This window comes from Waddlia chondrophila WSU 86-1044, from assembly GCF_000092785.1.
Taxonomy (GTDB): domain Bacteria; phylum Chlamydiota; class Chlamydiia; order Chlamydiales; family Waddliaceae; genus Waddlia; species Waddlia chondrophila.
Genome location: NC_014225.1, coordinates 1,426,643 through 1,441,544, shown reverse-complemented (window position 1 = coordinate 1,441,544; position 14,902 = coordinate 1,426,643). Strand labels below are relative to the sequence as shown.

General features: G+C 43.1%; 19 protein-coding genes and 1 tRNA gene. 13 read left to right on the top strand and 7 right to left on the bottom strand.

Annotated elements, in window-relative coordinates:
• The first annotated feature begins 128 nt into the window (after nucleotides 1-128).
• The 4 genes from WCW_RS06535 (at nucleotide 129) to WCW_RS06520 (ending at nucleotide 2,236) form a co-directional block, all read left to right on the top strand.
• Complete coding sequence (locus WCW_RS06535) at nucleotides 129-506, top strand: BatD family protein (RefSeq protein WP_013182413.1); 378 nt, start codon at nucleotides 129-131, stop codon at nucleotides 504-506.
• Nucleotides 507-563: 57 nt separating this feature from the next.
• Nucleotides 564-1,286, top strand: coding sequence for a hypothetical protein (locus WCW_RS06530; RefSeq protein ID WP_013182412.1), 723 nt, complete (start codon nucleotides 564-566; stop codon nucleotides 1,284-1,286).
• Between the two features lie 316 nt (nucleotides 1,287-1,602).
• Nucleotides 1,603-1,947: a type II toxin-antitoxin system RelE/ParE family toxin gene (locus WCW_RS06525; protein WP_013182410.1), complete on the top strand. Its 345-nt coding sequence runs from the start codon at nucleotides 1,603-1,605 to the stop codon at nucleotides 1,945-1,947.
• The gene (locus tag WCW_RS06520; protein ID WP_013182409.1) at nucleotides 1,934-2,236 is read left to right on the top strand and encodes an addiction module antidote protein; all 303 of its coding nucleotides are present in this window, start codon (nucleotides 1,934-1,936) and stop codon (nucleotides 2,234-2,236) included. Before WCW_RS06525 ends, WCW_RS06520 begins: the two co-directional genes overlap by 14 nt.
• 223 nt (nucleotides 2,237-2,459) lie before the next feature.
• Here the strand turns inward: WCW_RS06520 and WCW_RS06515 are convergent.
• Nucleotides 2,460-2,531, bottom strand: a tRNA-Asn gene (locus WCW_RS06515).
• Nucleotides 2,532-2,645: 114 nt separating this feature from the next.
• Between WCW_RS06515 and WCW_RS06510 the strand changes: the two genes are divergently transcribed.
• On the top strand, nucleotides 2,646-3,104 hold the full coding sequence (locus WCW_RS06510) for a hypothetical protein (RefSeq protein ID WP_041941568.1): 459 nt from the start codon (nucleotides 2,646-2,648) through the stop codon (nucleotides 3,102-3,104).
• A gap of 5 nt (nucleotides 3,105-3,109) precedes the next feature.
• Nucleotides 3,110-3,856 carry a caspase family protein gene (locus WCW_RS06505; RefSeq protein WP_013182407.1) on the top strand — a complete coding sequence of 249 codons (747 nt, stop codon included), beginning with the start codon at nucleotides 3,110-3,112 and terminating at the stop codon, nucleotides 3,854-3,856.
• Between the two features lie 22 nt (nucleotides 3,857-3,878).
• Here the strand turns inward: WCW_RS06505 and groL are convergent, their stop codons facing one another.
• From groL to pepF, 3 genes are all read right to left on the bottom strand, one after another.
• Nucleotides 3,879-5,504: a chaperonin GroEL gene (gene groL, locus WCW_RS06500; protein WP_013182406.1), complete on the bottom strand. Its 1,626-nt coding sequence runs from the start codon at nucleotides 5,502-5,504 to the stop codon at nucleotides 3,879-3,881.
• 21 nt (nucleotides 5,505-5,525) lie between these two features.
• A complete protein-coding gene (locus tag WCW_RS06495) occupies nucleotides 5,526-5,846 on the bottom strand; it encodes a co-chaperone GroES (protein ID WP_013182405.1) in 321 nt (106 codons plus the stop codon).
• A 139-nt stretch (nucleotides 5,847-5,985) separates the two neighbouring features.
• Nucleotides 5,986-7,794 (bottom strand): oligoendopeptidase F, encoded by a 1,809-nt coding sequence (pepF, locus tag WCW_RS06490; protein WP_013182404.1) that lies wholly within the window; start codon nucleotides 7,792-7,794, stop codon nucleotides 5,986-5,988.
• A gap of 135 nt (nucleotides 7,795-7,929) precedes the next feature.
• On the opposite strand from pepF, the gene WCW_RS06485 reads away from it, so the two are divergent.
• Nucleotides 7,930-8,229, top strand: a complete 300-nt coding sequence (locus WCW_RS06485) for an HPr family phosphocarrier protein (protein ID WP_013182403.1) — start codon at nucleotides 7,930-7,932, stop codon at nucleotides 8,227-8,229.
• A 15-nt stretch (nucleotides 8,230-8,244) separates the two neighbouring features.
• Here the strand turns inward: WCW_RS06485 and WCW_RS06480 are convergent, their stop codons facing one another.
• Entirely contained in the window at nucleotides 8,245-8,658 is a 414-nt protein-coding gene (locus WCW_RS06480) for a bifunctional nuclease family protein (RefSeq protein WP_013182401.1), read from the bottom strand.
• Between the two features lie 50 nt (nucleotides 8,659-8,708).
• Nucleotides 8,709-9,404, bottom strand: a complete 696-nt coding sequence (rpiA, locus tag WCW_RS06475; RefSeq protein ID WP_013182400.1) for a ribose-5-phosphate isomerase RpiA — start codon at nucleotides 9,402-9,404, stop codon at nucleotides 8,709-8,711.
• A 23-nt stretch (nucleotides 9,405-9,427) separates the two neighbouring features.
• On the opposite strand from rpiA, the gene WCW_RS06470 reads away from it, so the two are divergent.
• Entirely contained in the window at nucleotides 9,428-10,183 is a 756-nt protein-coding gene (locus WCW_RS06470; RefSeq protein ID WP_013182399.1) for a Nif3-like dinuclear metal center hexameric protein, read from the top strand.
• 32 nt (nucleotides 10,184-10,215) lie between these two features.
• On the opposite strand, the gene WCW_RS06465 is transcribed toward WCW_RS06470, so the two are convergent.
• Nucleotides 10,216-10,545: a hypothetical protein gene (locus tag WCW_RS06465; protein ID WP_013182398.1), complete on the bottom strand. Its 330-nt coding sequence runs from the start codon at nucleotides 10,543-10,545 to the stop codon at nucleotides 10,216-10,218.
• 149 nt (nucleotides 10,546-10,694) lie between these two features.
• Between WCW_RS06465 and tyrS the strand changes: the two genes are divergently transcribed.
• The 5 genes from tyrS to ytxJ all read left to right on the top strand — a co-directional run bounded on the left by tyrS (nucleotide 10,695) and on the right by ytxJ (nucleotide 14,900).
• Entirely contained in the window at nucleotides 10,695-11,978 is a 1,284-nt protein-coding gene (gene tyrS, locus WCW_RS06460) for a tyrosine--tRNA ligase (RefSeq protein WP_013182397.1), read from the top strand.
• 103 nt (nucleotides 11,979-12,081) lie between these two features.
• Nucleotides 12,082-12,414 (top strand): HU family DNA-binding protein, encoded by a 333-nt coding sequence (locus WCW_RS06455; RefSeq protein WP_013182396.1) that lies wholly within the window; start codon nucleotides 12,082-12,084, stop codon nucleotides 12,412-12,414.
• A 177-nt stretch (nucleotides 12,415-12,591) separates the two neighbouring features.
• Complete coding sequence (locus tag WCW_RS06450; protein WP_013182395.1) at nucleotides 12,592-13,587, top strand: L,D-transpeptidase; 996 nt, start codon at nucleotides 12,592-12,594, stop codon at nucleotides 13,585-13,587.
• Between the two features lie 22 nt (nucleotides 13,588-13,609).
• On the top strand, nucleotides 13,610-14,617 hold the full coding sequence (locus tag WCW_RS06445) for an acetyl-CoA carboxylase carboxyltransferase subunit alpha (protein WP_049767159.1): 1,008 nt from the start codon (nucleotides 13,610-13,612) through the stop codon (nucleotides 14,615-14,617).
• Nucleotides 14,574-14,900 (top strand): bacillithiol system redox-active protein YtxJ, encoded by a 327-nt coding sequence (gene ytxJ, locus WCW_RS06440; protein ID WP_041941566.1) that lies wholly within the window; start codon nucleotides 14,574-14,576, stop codon nucleotides 14,898-14,900. Before WCW_RS06445 ends, ytxJ begins: the two co-directional genes overlap by 44 nt.
• Nucleotides 14,901-14,902: the final 2 nt, after the last annotated feature.

Below are 14,902 nucleotides of genomic sequence, written 5' to 3'. Positions count from 1 at the left end.
AGGGATCCAGTATAATTTCCACAGTTTCTTTTTCCAAGAGTTTTTTTAGGACTTATCACATCCATTGACTCCATGGCCAGGAAACTGATAGAAGAAAACTATTCATCCATTTAATTGAAGAGGAGCTGATGCGAAAGGTTAAGCGGTTTTTTATTTTTCTTATTTGTATTGTTTTTCCAGTCAAATCCTTTGCTTTGAGTGCAAATTTTGTTTCGATAGAGGCAAATCAGTATGTTTCCGTTGGAGAGCCGATAGAGGTATCTGTTCTTGTGACGCATGATAAAAATGCGAAGGTAGATGAAAGCAGTTTCAAAATGGATGGAAAGCAGCTCAGTGTCCGTTATGTTAAAGAGATTAAAATGTCAGAAAATTCGAATTTGGTGATTTCAGTTTATCAATACACAATTCCTGCGGAGAAAAGAGGAGCTTATACTATTCCTCCTGTAAGTGTTAATATAGGAGGAAAGACCTATACCTCTTACGAAAGCTCTTACGAAGTTGAATAACAATTCTGTTTCTTTAAAATAATTGATTTAAAAAAAGAAATTCTGTATAATTACGTCATGTTTAATTTTAATTTCCCCATATCGATTGGATTTGAGGTTGACGCTTCGGATGGCTCTCAAAGAGTTTATGTGACTTGCACTGTCAAAGATCTTAAAAATGCGAGAATGCTTGAGCGCTTATTCAATGAGGTTATTGGAGGATTTGAGACGATCAGTAGTGGAAATAAAGCTCGAATTTTTTGCCAGCTCCATCAAAAAGACGATAGAGATGCAACTAAAGGCGATCGCGGCAACACAATTGCAGATGCATTCATTCGTGTGATTAATGTGGCGTCTCGATTGTTTCCGCATGCGACTGTTTCATCTCAAGCATCTTCAGTTCTAGAAAATCTTGTGCCTACAGGAGACCTTTATCTTTCTCGCTTCGAAGATTTGGAAACGTTGTTGCCAAAGCCTGAAGAGGGGGATTCTTTAGTTTCTGTTTTTTATCAGAAATTTGATAAAGCAGAGCTCGAGAAATTTCAATTGAGTGAAGAGGAGAGGGGACAAGCCATAGAAGGGGCTTATGTTTCCATCAATGAGGCGATTGAGGAAGATAATAAAAAAGTGGAGGAGTTCAAGGCTCGTCAAGATGTGAAAATTTCCTCTGAGGCGTCTGAAGCAAGTCATTCTCTTCCTAAAGTATTTCCAGCGTCGAAGAAAGAGACGCAGGGTGTCTTTTCGCATATTTCTCGTTTATTTGTCCGGTTTTGGAAGTGGTTTTCGGCTTTTTTCCGCTAATTATACCGAATCAATCTCTCTAAAATTTAAATTTCCTGCCAAACAGGGGAGTAACCCCTGCTCGCTTGTTGCAATGGGACTGAATTTAAGATTGAGATTCAAGGAAGAATTTGAAATTGGGAAGTTGTTGGCAATACTGCGTGAACCATTCTCTATGATCCTCGCAGTGTCACATCAACCAGTGAATCTCCGGTTACTGGGCACACTTCGAACTTTTGACTGGTTAGCCCTCTCTCAAGAATTTTCAAATCTCTCTAAATTAATAACTTAAAATTCACTTGAAATTATTGTATCCCAAAAGATACAATAAGATTATATGGATAAAATCGAAATAGAACTCTACGAAACCGCCGCCGGCAAGCGACCCTTTGAGGTCTGGATTAAGGAGATCAAAGAGATCCATACCCGGGCCAAAATTCTGACAAGGCTTGATCGCTTGAAGCTTGGGAACTTTGGCGATTGCAAAACCCTGCAAGAAGGAGTTTGCGAGCTTAGGATTCACTACGGGCCCGGAATTAGAATTTATTACGGGAAGATTGGGAATAAAGTCATCTTGCTTTTTTGCGGTGGCGACAAAGGCTCCCAAGACAGGGACATCGCTAAAGCAAAGGAGTATTTGAAAGATTATCAATCAAGGGAGATAGGTCATGGCAAGAAGTAAAAAATATCAAGAATTTCTACTCGAGCATTTAGCGGATCACGATGAAGCAGTCGCGTACCTAAACGCAGCTTTAGAAGAAAGCCTCAAAGGTGATGAAGAATCTCAACACCTTTTCTTGATCGCCCTTCGAAATGTTGCTGAAGCGCAGGGTGGTGTGGGAGCTTTGGCCAAAAAAGCTCATGTTGGTCGCGAAAGCCTCTATAAAACCCTTTCAGGGACCGGCAATCCGAAATGGCACACTCTTGTTTCTTTATGTGTAGCGATGGGATTGAACCTTAGGTTAAGTTAAATTAAGCATTCTCAAGAAACTTTGCGCAAGGAGTTTGATTCCATTCAAAATCGCCTGTCAAAATAAGAGGGCTAAAGAACTCTTTATGAGTTCGAAAATGAGTGAAAAGCAGCAATTGCTAGATTTGGTCTTCTCGAACTTAAAATTGGATGAGAAAAAGCTGTTAGTAACATTGCGTGAACCATTCTCTATGATCCTCGCAGTGTCACATCAACCAGTGAATCTCCGGATGTAGGATTCGAACCTACGACCAATTGATTAACAGTCAACTGCTCTACCGCTGAGCTAATCCGGACTATATTGACATACATCTTATTCCAAACCAGGATTATCTGTAAACATAAAAATCAGTGGAAATGATATCCTCCTTGGAGTAAAAATAATCTTCAATATCTAAATGGAGGAACCGATGTTTCGACTCAAAACTACTCTGTTAACTCTGCTCTTTTTCTGCATGACCATCAGTGGTTTCGCTGCCACACCTCAATTGCTGCAAACTCTTGGAAGCACAAATCTTGACCTCCTGAAGAATGCTCAATATGTCACCATCCTTGCCATGTATGAAAAATTGCCTGAAATTCATCTAACCAACGATGAAATTGCCCGCCTCAAGCGGCAGCTCCTGGATGACCACAACTACTCTTTTAACCAAAATCAACCTTGTAAATTTGTTCCGGAAATCTCTTTCAAATTTCAAAATACAGAAGGAGAGGCTATCCATGTTTTCGTCAGTCCAAGCTGCAACCAAATTCTTTTTTCAATGGGAGGAAAAAGCGCCCTCCTAAATTACGAGCCCGCTCACGAACGGTTGGAACATTACTTCCAGCAGCTAATCAAAAATACCCGTATGAAAAATAAGGTTTCATGACTCCTATGTATAAAAAAATTTTCTTTTTGTTTCTTCTTTTCTGTAGAGTTGGAGAGTGCGGGGAGCTTATTCTCTTTCTTGCTTGCGATACAGAGGCCAGAAATATCGAATCCGGCGTTTATCATGACCTTGAAAATATCAGAAAAGAAGCCCTGCGGATCTCTAATTACACAGGGCTTCCTATCAAAGAAATCTCTTTTATTGGTAAAGAACTCCAACCAGAATCAGTGCTTAATGCCTGCTGTTCACTGGAAGTGGAAGTCGATGACCTTTTATTTTTCTATTTCTCAGGACATGGATTTAGAACGGTAGCTAAAGGCGACGATCCTTGGCCGAATCTGTTCTTTTCATCATCAAGGCAGGGGATTGACTATGGCGAAGTGATTGCCATTCTTTCTCAAAAACATCCGCGGCTGCTAATCGCGATCGCAGACTGCTGTAATAATGTCATGAAAGAAAATGCCGCTCCTTATGTGTACTGGAATGGGAGCGTAAAATCCAAAAAAGAACATGTTTCCAAAGCCTACCAAAAACTTTTTCTGGAAACTGAAGGGAAAATTCTTGTTACAAGCTCAGAGATAGGGGAATTCTCTTGGAGTGTTCGCGAAGGCGCCCTGTTCACTTTGGCATTTTTAGAAAGTCTAAAAATGGAAGCGGAAAAAGGAAGTGGAGACTGGGGAAAAATCCTGAAACGCTCGTCATGGAAAGTGAGAAAATATCAACATCCCTACTATGAAATAAGCCCGTCATAAGACGGGCTTATTTGGATGAACTTTAGTAGTCCATGCCCGCGTGCATAGCCGGTGCACTGCTCTTGTCTTCTGGAAGTTCAGCGACAATCGCTTCTGTTGTCAGAAGCAGGCCAGCAACTGAAGCTGCATTCTCAAGTGCAAGGCGGGAAACTTTTGTTGGATCAAGGATACCAGCTGTCAACATGTCGACAAACTCGCCAGTCAAAGCATTATACCCTTCAGAATCTTTCCCTTTCTCCACCTGCTGCAAGATGATTGAACCTTCTTGCCCGGCATTGGCGGCAATCTGGCGAAGAGGTGCGCTCAACGCTCGAGAAATGATGCGTGCGCCAGTCTGCTGATCGCCCTTTAGAGCATCAGCTTTTTTGTTGACTGCACCGATGCAGCGAACATATGCAACACCGCCTCCAGGAAGAATGCCCTCTTCCACTGCTGCTTTTGTTGCGTGCTGAGCATCATCGACGCGGTCTTTCTTCTCTTTCATTTCAATTTCAGTCGCCGCCCCTACGCGGATCACACCAACTCCACCGGCAAGCTTAGCAAGACGCTCTTGCAATTTTTCGCGGTCGTAGTCGGAATCTGTCTCTTCGATCTGTCTCTTGATCAGTGCGACTCGATCTTTGATCTTGCTCTGGTCTCCCTGGCCTTCGATCAAGGTTGTGTCCTCTTTTGTCACAACAATCTTCTTCGCTTTTCCAAGATGTTCGACAGTCGTGCTTTCTAAAGTCATTCCTGTTTCTTCAGAGATCAGTTGGCCGCCTGTCAAGATGGCGATATCTTCCAACATCGCTTTTCTGCGGTCGCCGAATCCTGGAGCCTTGACAGCACAAACTTTAAGGCCGGCACGGATGCGGTTGACAACAAGTGTCGCAAGCGCTTCGCCTTCGACATCTTCTGCGATGATCAACAGGCTTTTCCCACTTTCCGCTACGCTTTGCAGAACAGGAATCAGATCTTTGATTGAAGTGATTTTCTTTTCAAAAATAAGAACGTAAACGTCCTCAAGCACGCATTCCTGCGTTTCAGGATTGGTCATGAAATAAGCTGAGAGATAGCCTCGGTCAAAATTCATTCCCTCGACAACATCCAGAGTCGTTTCAAATCCCTTCGCTTCTTCCACAGTGATCGTGCCGTCTTTGCCAACGCGTTCCATTGCTTTGGCGATGATCTGGCCGATCTCTTCGTCGTTGTTAGCGGAAATGGTGGCTACTTGAGCAATTTCTTGCTGCGTTTCCACTTTTTTACTTAAGCGCTGGAGCTCTTCGACAACGACCTTTACCGCCTCTTCCATTCCACGCTTCAGATCCATAGGATTCGCTCCCGCAGTCACGTTTCTTAGACCTTCGCTGTAGATCGCTTCGGCAAGGACCGTCGCTGTCGTTGTTCCGTCTCCAGCCTTGTCAGCGGTCTTGCTAGCCACTTCCTTGACCATTTGAGCGCCCATGTTTTCATGCTTGTCTTCAAGCTCGATCTCTTTTGCAACTGTCACACCATCTTTAGTGATGTGCGGCGCTCCGAAAGATTTGTCGATCACAACGTTGCGTCCTTTCGGACCAAGCGTGATTTTTACAGCCTCAGCAAGTGTTTTAACTCCTTTTAGGATCTTATGTCTTGCATCTTCTTTGTATTTGATGTCTTTTGCAGCCATTTCTATTAGACTCCTTATTTTTTACTTTTCAATGATGGCGATAAGGTCATCGGCACGGGCAATGACGTAATCTTGATCGTCTAACGTCACTTCCTGACCTGAATATTTTTCCATCAGCACAATGTCCCCTTCCTTTACAGGCATGGGAACCAAATTTCCTTTGTTGTCTTTTTTGCCGGGTCCCACGGCGATCACTTCTGCTTGTTCCTGTTTCTTTTTCGCACTGTCTGGCAGAAGAATTCCACCTTTAAGAGTCTCTTCCGCTTCTAAACGGCGAAGCAATACGCGATTGCCCAGAGGTTTAAGCGCTGTTTTATGATCTGCTTGTTTTGTCTGAGTCATATGCTTGTACTCCATAAAATAGGTTGTTTACGATGTTAAGAGATGCTGCTAGCTAGCTAAACATCTGCTTAAGTGATAACACCTCTAATGCTATCAATATCCTTCGATATTTTGCAATAGAAAATTAGCACTTTGGCAATTAAAGTGCTAATAACTTATCCAGCTCCTCGACAAGATTGCTGAATTTTTTGATGGCAGCTTCAACAGGTTTTGGAGTTGTCATGTCGACGCCTGCAATTTTCAGCAGCTCTATCGGATAGCGGCTGCATCCTCCTTTGAGGAAAGAGAGATAAGCTTCCCGCTCTTCCATGCTGCCTGCATTGACTTGTTCGCTTAGCGCTAAAGCGGCGCTGATCCCTGTTGCGTATTGATAGACGTAGAAATTGTAATAGAAATGGGGAATGCGGGCCCATTCGATCGAAATCTCTTCATCAACAAAAGTAGACTCTCCGAAGTATCGGTCGTTTAGCTCCTTGTATTCTTTCTTTAATAGAGTGGGAGTCAAAGGCGTGTCTGTTTCGGCCAGTTCGTGAATTTTCAGCTCGAACTCTGCAAACATTGTTTGTCTGAAAAGAGTTGCACGGATATCTTCGATCTGCTGGTTAATAAGGAAAATTTTTTCCTCCTTTTTATCTGTCTGTTGAAGCAAGAGGCGATTGAGGAGATCTTCATTGAATGTGGAAGCGACTTCTGCCAGGAAAATGGGGTAGTCTCCATAGTGGTAAGGCTGATTTTGGTGGCTAAGGAGGCTGTGCATGCTGTGTCCGGCTTCATGAGCAAGAGTAAAGACATCTCTTAATTTGTCTTTATAGTTCATGAGGATGTAGGGCATGCTGTCGTAGCATCCGCTGGAATAAGCGCCGGAGCGTTTATTGCGGTTTTCATATCGGTCGCACCATCTCTCTTTTGTCAGGCCGGAGCGTAAGGCATTTTGGTATGCAGTTCCAAGAGGCGACACCGACTCGGTCACGATATCGATCGCCTTGTCAAAGTCCATGGAGATCTCCACATCGTCTGAAAGCGGAACGTACATATCGTAGAGATGAAGTTTATCAACTTTCATCACTTTTTTTCTGAGGGCGAAGTATTTGTGCAAAGCTCCTAGATTGTCATTAACAGCCTTAATTAAGGAGTGATAAACATTGACATCGATATTTTTGGGAAAAAGAGCCGCTTCAAGACTGGAGCTATAGTTTCTCGCTCGGGCATTGAATACGTGCGTTTCTGTCTGACCGGATAGAAGCTCGGCCAGCGTATTTTCATAACGCTGGTATTTGCCGTGGTAAGAGCGGAAAGCATTTTCCCTTAAAATGCGATCATGCTCTCGAATGTAAAGGCCGTAATTCGCATGGGTAATCTCTCGATCTTCCCCATTTTTGTCCTTAACCGCACCGAATGCAAAGTCGGCGTCGTTGATGGCTGAAAAGGCTTTGTGGGCTGTTTGAAGAGCTTTTCCTGAAAGGGCAAGCAACATCTCGTTTTCGGGAGTCAGCGTGTGGTCTTTAATTCTAACGATTTTTTCCAGGTGGAATTTGAATGGAGCGATCTCGTCGGCGTTTAAGATTTCATTCAAGATGTTGTCTGGCAAAGCGAGAAGTTCCGGCTCAAACCAGGAAGCTTCTTGTGCGAATTGGTGATAAATTCCAATCATTTTTTGGTAGGCAGTCTTATATGCGTCTTCAGTAATCTCTTCGTCGTGTCTAAGATGCGCGTATGTGTACAGCTTCTCAATGACCCTTTGTGTTTTGAACAGAAGTTCCAGGCATTTTTTTACAGTGTGCGGTCCTTCAGATAATTTCCCGCGAAATTGCTGCAATTCGGGCCAGCGGGGAGATTCTTTTTCTGCAAAACGGGCATTAAATTCTTTTTCCCATTCGCTGAAATTTTTGTAGAGCGCTTCTACGTTCCAGCAGTCTGTTTGAAGGACCTGTTCTCTCGCAACTGTCATGGCTTTATTTCCTTAATTTCTATCATCGAAGCTGAGATCATAAAATGAACCGGAATATATCACAATGCGTGTGTTTGAAAAAATATTTGCATTAAAAATATTTTTGTATTATGCCGGAACAAATGAGATTTTTCAATGATTGTCGACACAAAACAAAAGCTTTCCAAAGCTAAGGGAGTGTTTGTCGTGAAAAACGATCGCGGCCTCCACACTCGCCCTTCAACTGAAATTGTCAAGTGTGCTTCATCGTTTGAAGCGGACGTGCATTTGATTTATCAAAAAACGGAAGTGAACGCCAAATCACTGCTTGGAATCTTGATGCTGGCAGCAAGGAAGGGGGCAAAAATCAAGGTGCATGCTTCAGGAGCCGATGCTGAAGAAGCTGTTGCTTGCCTGCTTAGCTTGGCAGAGCGGAAATTCAATATGAGTTACTAGATAGTGTCGTCAATATTATTCTTCTATCGGAACGGTTTTGCTGAGCACTTCCCTTGTACAATAAACGGGAGCATTTCCCATCAGCGCCAAGGTAATGCAGTCGCTTGGACGCGAGTCGATTTCAATGATATTGCGAATGCCGTCCCGATACTGCTCGAGGAATAAGCGGGCGAAATAGATCGTATCCTGAATGTCGTTGATTACGACTTGTTTGATGCGGATGTTCATGCCAGTGAAAATTGAGTGCATGAGATCGTGCGTCAGAGGACGCGGCTTTTCCGTCCCTGTTAGGTATAGCTGCAAGACTCTACCAATGCTAGGATCTGTGTAGATCGCAAACCGCTTGTCCATCGCCGCTAAAATAACAACTGTGTACGAGCGGGTTTGCATGATCTTGTCGAAAGAGAGTTGAACGAGTTCAGATAACATAAACAATACCTCTTATTTCACTGCATCATAGGAAAGCTGGTGTTTTTCGTCTACGAGCGTGTGGTTGTTGAGCCGTCCTCATATCCTACAATGACTCTGCCTGCGTATCCGATAAAAAATCCGGTGCCGATCACTCCGGGGATTCTAATGAGCTTATCTTCGATCTCTTCAGGATGATGGCAGGGGAAGGCAAGTTCGATATCAAAAATCAGGTTTTGATTCTCTGTAATGAAATGTTTGCCTTTAGAGTTTTTCCGAATGGATCCACGATATCCTAAATCCCGAATCTGTTTCAAGGTAGCTTGATGAGCAAAAAGAGAGATCTCGACTGGCAGAGGAAATGCGCCAAGTGCTTCAACCTGTTTTGAAGAATCGATAATCACAAGCATCTCCTTGCTTATCCCTGCAATGATTTTTTCTCTGAAAAGGGCGCCGCCGCCGCCTTTAATCATTCTTTTTTTAGAGTCGATCTCGTCTGCTCCGTCAATATCGATATCGATGGTTTCTAGTTGATCGAGGTCTGCTATCGGAATACCGGCTAAGCGCGCTTGCAGCTCCGATTCTTGCGATGTCGCAACCGCTGCGATCTTAAGTCCGGAACGGCATCTTGCCGCCAAAGCATCGATAAAACAGCGCGCAGTAGAGCCTGTGCCCAAGCCGACGACCATGCCGTTTTCAATCAATTCAGCAGCTTTTTTTCCAGCAGCCGCTTTTGCTTTTGTAGACAATCTGATAACCTCTTCCATTAAAGGATAATTTTGGTAGGGATATGATTACATTACAAGAACTTTGTCAACACCTCGATCGTTATTTAGAAATCGACCAGTTCAAAGACAGTTGCCCTAATGGCTTGCAGGTTGAAGGGGTGCACGAAATCAAAAAAGCGGCGACTGCTGTTACCAGCAGCGTCAACATCATCAGGCAGGCTGTTGAAGCAGGTGTCCAGGCATTGATTGTCCATCATGGATTGTTTTGGAGCAGAGACGAGTTTCCGGTGATCGGGACAAAAAAAGAAAAGTTGGAGCTGCTGATTAAAAATGGAATATCGCTCCTTGCCTATCATTTGCCTTTGGACGCCCATCGAGAGATTGGAAATAATTGGAAGGCAGCCAAAGATCTGAATTGGAGTGATTTGGAGCCTTTTGGCGCATACGAGGGAAAATTTATTGGAGTCAAAGGGCGTTTTCAGAAGATGAACGTGGGGGATTTTCAAAGAGAAATCGAAGAGTACTATGCGCATCCAGCGCACACAGCGGCCGGAGGATCTGAGCAAGTGCAATCAGCTGCACTGATCTCTGGCGGTGCTTACAGAGGAGCGGTCCAAGCAGCAAAAGAGGGGATAGACTGCTTTATTACCGGAAATTTTGATGAACCGGCTTGGCATACCGCATTTGAAGAAAAAGTGAACTTCTTTGCGGTCGGGCACTCTGCTTCAGAAAGGATTGGGCCCAAAGCATTGCAACAATATATCACAGAGCATTTGGGCGTGGGAACAGTGTTCCTTGATGAGAAAAATCCTTTTTAACCCCTGATTGCGACCTAATCAGAGGTTTAATTTTATTCCGGCAGGCTTTTGGTTTTGATTCTTCCTGCAAGAGATTTTGCAACTTCTTTTTCTTTCTCGTCTTTTAGAATACAGAGCATCTCGTTGACAAATTTGCTTTTGGTTTTTGCTGGATGGGAATTTTCATCGAAGAGCCTGATTGGGCGGTCTTGCAGCGCAATCCTCTCAGACTGGTGTCTGTCAATCCAGATATGAATCGCTTTTTTCATTTGATCGATCGCTTTTTCATTGATCTGCTTATTTTCAGCTTCCATCTGTTTAAGGAGTTTTCTTCGCGCCTTTTGAACCTGGTAACTTTCAGGAGCTTTGCCATTAGTAATCATAGATTTTCCCCCTTTTAGCTTATGTACCCTTATTATAGCATAAATCTTAATATTTTTTTAAAAAATTGAATTTTACATAGATCATTGACAGAAAATTACTTAAAACTCAATGATACAAGCCTTTAAAGCGGAAATATAGGAATCCATTCATGTCGAATTTGCTGGAAACCTTGCGGGAAAGAGGATTTATCGAGTCTGTCACCCACGATCAATTGGGCGATTTTCTTGAGAAACAGGTTCATGTTTACTGCGGATTTGATCCGACAAGCGATAGCCTGCACTTGGGCAATATGGTTGCTATCATGGGGCTTGCTTGGTTTCAAAAGTTTGGCCATACCCCTTATGTGATTTTGGGAGGAGCGACAGGAATGATTGGCGACCCCTCGGGAAAATCGAAGGAGAGGCAGCTGTTGGATGAAAAGCAGTTGAGTCGCAATGTTGAAGGGATTCGGAAAAACTTCCATGGCATCTTGGACTTTACGCTGGCCAAGGCAAGCCCAGTTGTTTTGAATAACTATGACTGGTTTAGGCAGTTTTCCTTCGTCCAATTTCTTCGAGAGGTAGGCAAATACTTCCGTGTCAGCACGATGTTGTCCAAGGAAAGCGTTCGCACAAGGCTTGAATCGGAAGAGGGATTGAGCTTTACAGAGTTCAGCTATCAATTGCTTCAGGGATATGATTTTCTTTATCTCAACGAAAATCACAATGTTTCAGTTCAGATTGGCGGCAGTGATCAATGGGGAAACATCACTGCCGGAATTGATTTGGTTCGCCGTGTAGCAGGAAAAGAGGTTTATGGCTTGACGATGCCTTTGCTAACGACTAGCGACGGTAAAAAATTTGGAAAAAGCGAAGAAGGTGCCATTTGGCTTTCTCCCGATAAGCTTTCTCCTTATCAGTTTTACCAGTATCTTGTTCGTGTACAAGACAATGATGTGATCCGATTAATGAAAATGCTGACGTTTATGGAAATGGACGAAATTAGGAAGTACGAATCGATGATGGAACGGGAAGATTATGTTCCCAATACAGCTCAGAAACGCTTGGCAGCAGAAGTGACGCAAATGGTGCATGGCGATCAAGGATTGAAGACTGCCTTGAAAGTGACGGAAGCTGCGAAACCTGGCCGAGAAACTGATCTCAATGCGGAAGTTCTAGAATCGATAGCCCATGACATGCCTTCTGAAACCTTCAAAGCGGAAGAAATTGTTAACAATAAGCTCATCGATGTCGTTGTCTTAACAGGTTTGCAGGAGAGTAAAGGGCAGGCAAGAAGGTTGATTCGCAATGGCGGCTGCTATCTGAATAACAAAAAAATGACTGAAGAAAATCATGTTTTCACAGCAGATGATTTTGTTGACGGCCGTTTGATTTTGCTTGCAGTAGGAAAGAAAAATAAAAAGCTTATCCGTCTAGATAAACCGGTAAAATAAAAAAAGTCTTGCTTGAAAACAAACATGAGAATAAGAATGGCGATCAGTCACGACACGAAATGGAATAAGTCGGTGGCACTTAAACTTTAAGGAGTCTGCAATTATGTCTTTTGATGATAAGAAATCTACAGTGACAAAGAAAAAGTTAATCAATGCGATATCCCAGGATAAGGGGATTCATCCCAATGATGTGAGACATGTCATCCAAGCTTTTCTTGATAAGATGACGGATTGTCTGACAAATGGAGAGCGTCTTGAATTCCGCGATTTTGGTGTTTTTGAAGTTGTTGAAAGAAAACAGAAAATCGGCAGAAATCCGAAAAATGCGTCTGTGCCAATCGTTATTCCGGCAAGGCCTGCTGTTAAATTCACTCCAGGAAAGAGGATGCGGAAGTTGATTGAAAAGACACCAGAAGAGCTAGCATCTGTAGAGTAAATAAAACATTTCGTTAGAGATTATTTGAAAAGAAACGAGTGAAAGCTGAATTTTCGGCAATCTCTCATTTTTCAGGGAGTCTTAATCGTGCTTCAATGCATCCAAATAATAAACTTGGCAATTTTAATTGGATATTATATAATCATCTACTAAATTTTAATTATCCATAGAGGAAATATGTCTTTTCCTAAGTTATTGGCTATTATAACTGTGTTGTTATTCGGGTCGATTGCTATTGCTGCAATTTTCAAGAAAAAAGAGATCAGCGATCCCTTGGCTGAGACAGAAATTGTTCTTGCTCCTGTCAGCATAGAGGAAGATCCTTTGGTGACCGACGCTGTAAAAGAAGAGAAATCTCTGGAATTATTGGCAGCGGCTTCAACTGAAGAAACCGCACAAGAAGTTCCTGAAGCGGATCGGATTGATGAGTTTTTCAATACTAGAGGGCAGAAATTTCCCATTGTGGAGACAATCACATATAAGAAGAAAGTTCCTTGGTTAAAGGGGCGTGCGGCTTGGATTGCTGATTATGCCTCCCACTACAAGACCTCCCGTCACTTTATTGCCCGCAGTCTCAATGGAAAACCCTTATACGATAAGCAAGATGTTGTCGACGGCGATCGCTTCAATGTTTTTAAAGAAGACAAGAACCTTTCTTTTTATCTTCTGGTCGATCTGCAGCGCAGCAAGATGTGGTTTTACTATTTAGATGAAGAGAGCAACGACCGGGTTTTAGTCAAGACCTATCAGGTCGGATTGGGAAGATTGGAAAAAGATTACGAGTCTGGAAGCCTCACTCCTTTGGGCAAGTATTCCCTAGGGGAAAAAGTCGCTGTTTATCGTCCAAAAACGATGGGATTTCATCAAGGGGATAAAGTTGAAATGGTTCGCATCTTTGGCACACGCTGGATCCCTTTTGAGGAGGAATTGGATCACTGCACAGCTCCTGCTAAAGGATTCGGAATTCATGGACTGCCTTTAATGCCTAACGCGAAAGGAGAGCTGGTTGAAAACAGTGATACTCTTGGAAAATATGAGAGTGATGGATGCATTCGGTTGGCAACCAAGGATATGGAGGAACTGTTTTCTGTGATTATAACTAAGCCCGCCGTGATTGAAATTGTGAAAAATTTCCACGATGCAAAGCTCCCCGGCAAAGAATCTAGAGGTTAAGCTAATGAAAGAAATGAAGCTGATGAAAGATATTTTGCCTCATGAAAAACAAATTTTTGAATATATCAAAACGATCGACCATTTAAAGAAGCAAAATCAGAATAATCCGCTTTTCAATTCCGAAATTATCAAGCTGGAAGAGAAGCTTGAAGAGCTCAAAGAAAAGGTTTACGGAGAGTTGACGGCATGGGAAAGGGTTGGCATCTGCCGCCATCCACAGAGACCTAAGACGCTGGATTATATCAAAAATATTTGCGACTCTTTCGTTGAATTGCATGGCGACCGTTTATACCGCGACGATCCTTCGATTGTGGGGGGATTGGCGACAATCAACGGAATGAAGTGTGTCATCGTCGGGCAGGAAAAAGGGAATGATACCGAAAGCCGTGTCAAACGCAACTTTGGCATGCTTCACCCTGAAGGTTTTCGCAAAGCTTTTCGATTGATGAAAATGGCGGAACGGTTCTGCCTGCCGATCGTCTCTTTGCTCGATACGCCTGGAGCATATCCAGGTTTAGAGGCTGAAGAAAGAGGACAGGGCTGGGCGATTGCGCATAATCTTAAGGAGATGTCTCTGATTAAAACTCCGATTATAGTACTTGTCATCGGAGAAGGATGTTCGGGAGGCGCTTTGGGCATGGGAATTGGCGATGTGATCGGAATGCTTGAGCATTCCTACTATTCCGTGATCTCTCCAGAAGGCTGTGCTTCAATCCTTTGGAAAGATGCATCGAAAAACGTGGAGGCGTCTTCTGCCCTGAAGCTGAACGCCGAATATTTGCAGAAATTTGGAATGATTGATGAAATTATTCCTGAGCCTTTAGGCGGAGCGCATCATCAACCTGAAGTTGTCTATGAAAGTGTCATCAAATTCATTAATGAACATTACCAGGTCTTAAAACGGATCCCTTCCGAATTGCTTTTGGAGCAGCGTTATCTCAAATTCCGAAACATGGGTGAATTTCAAAAAGAGGAGTTGGAAGAATATGATCGAAGTGACGAGCACCTTGCAGCTGAAGAGCCTGCTTGAAGAAAATCAAGCGAAAACTTTTTTTATATTCAAACATAGCACCCGTTGTCCGGTCAGTGCGATGGCATTTGCAGAGTTTGAACGGTTTTCAGGAAAGCACCAAGAGGTGATTTGCGCATTTGTTAAAGTCATTGAACATAGAGATGTCAGTGATTTAATCGCAGAATTGACCGGAGTTGTCCATCAGAGTCCTCAAGTTTTTTTGTTTGACAAAGGAGAGCTGCTTTGGAATGCCTCCCACTCAGATATTCGTGAAGAGTCGATGGCGGCACATTTATCTTAAGT

Excerpts from the sequence above, each read along its gene's own strand:
- WCW_RS06535 (WP_013182413.1), top strand. The coding sequence starts at position 129 with ATGCGAAAGGTTAAGCGGTTTTTTATTTTTCTTATTTGTATTGTTTTT.
- WCW_RS06530 (WP_013182412.1), top strand. The coding sequence starts at position 564 with ATGTTTAATTTTAATTTCCCCATATCGATTGGATTTGAGGTTGACGCT.
- WCW_RS06525 (WP_013182410.1), top strand. The coding sequence starts at position 1,603 with ATGGATAAAATCGAAATAGAACTCTACGAAACCGCCGCCGGCAAGCGA.
- WCW_RS06520 (WP_013182409.1), top strand. The coding sequence starts at position 1,934 with ATGGCAAGAAGTAAAAAATATCAAGAATTTCTACTCGAGCATTTAGCG.
- WCW_RS06510 (WP_041941568.1), top strand. The coding sequence starts at position 2,646 with ATGTTTCGACTCAAAACTACTCTGTTAACTCTGCTCTTTTTCTGCATG.
- WCW_RS06505 (WP_013182407.1), top strand. The coding sequence starts at position 3,110 with ATGTATAAAAAAATTTTCTTTTTGTTTCTTCTTTTCTGTAGAGTTGGA.
- groL (WP_013182406.1), bottom strand. The coding sequence starts at position 5,504 with ATGGCTGCAAAAGACATCAAATACAAAGAAGATGCAAGACATAAGATC.
- WCW_RS06495 (WP_013182405.1), bottom strand. The coding sequence starts at position 5,846 with ATGACTCAGACAAAACAAGCAGATCATAAAACAGCGCTTAAACCTCTG.
- pepF (WP_013182404.1), bottom strand. The coding sequence starts at position 7,794 with ATGACAGTTGCGAGAGAACAGGTCCTTCAAACAGACTGCTGGAACGTA.
- WCW_RS06485 (WP_013182403.1), top strand. The coding sequence starts at position 7,930 with ATGATTGTCGACACAAAACAAAAGCTTTCCAAAGCTAAGGGAGTGTTT.
- WCW_RS06480 (WP_013182401.1), bottom strand. The coding sequence starts at position 8,658 with ATGTTATCTGAACTCGTTCAACTCTCTTTCGACAAGATCATGCAAACC.
- rpiA (WP_013182400.1), bottom strand. The coding sequence starts at position 9,404 with ATGGAAGAGGTTATCAGATTGTCTACAAAAGCAAAAGCGGCTGCTGGA.
- WCW_RS06470 (WP_013182399.1), top strand. The coding sequence starts at position 9,428 with ATGATTACATTACAAGAACTTTGTCAACACCTCGATCGTTATTTAGAA.
- WCW_RS06465 (WP_013182398.1), bottom strand. The coding sequence starts at position 10,545 with ATGATTACTAATGGCAAAGCTCCTGAAAGTTACCAGGTTCAAAAGGCG.
- tyrS (WP_013182397.1), top strand. The coding sequence starts at position 10,695 with ATGTCGAATTTGCTGGAAACCTTGCGGGAAAGAGGATTTATCGAGTCT.
- WCW_RS06455 (WP_013182396.1), top strand. The coding sequence starts at position 12,082 with ATGTCTTTTGATGATAAGAAATCTACAGTGACAAAGAAAAAGTTAATC.
- WCW_RS06450 (WP_013182395.1), top strand. The coding sequence starts at position 12,592 with ATGTCTTTTCCTAAGTTATTGGCTATTATAACTGTGTTGTTATTCGGG.
- WCW_RS06445 (WP_049767159.1), top strand. The coding sequence starts at position 13,610 with ATGAAAGATATTTTGCCTCATGAAAAACAAATTTTTGAATATATCAAA.
- ytxJ (WP_041941566.1), top strand. The coding sequence starts at position 14,574 with ATGATCGAAGTGACGAGCACCTTGCAGCTGAAGAGCCTGCTTGAAGAA.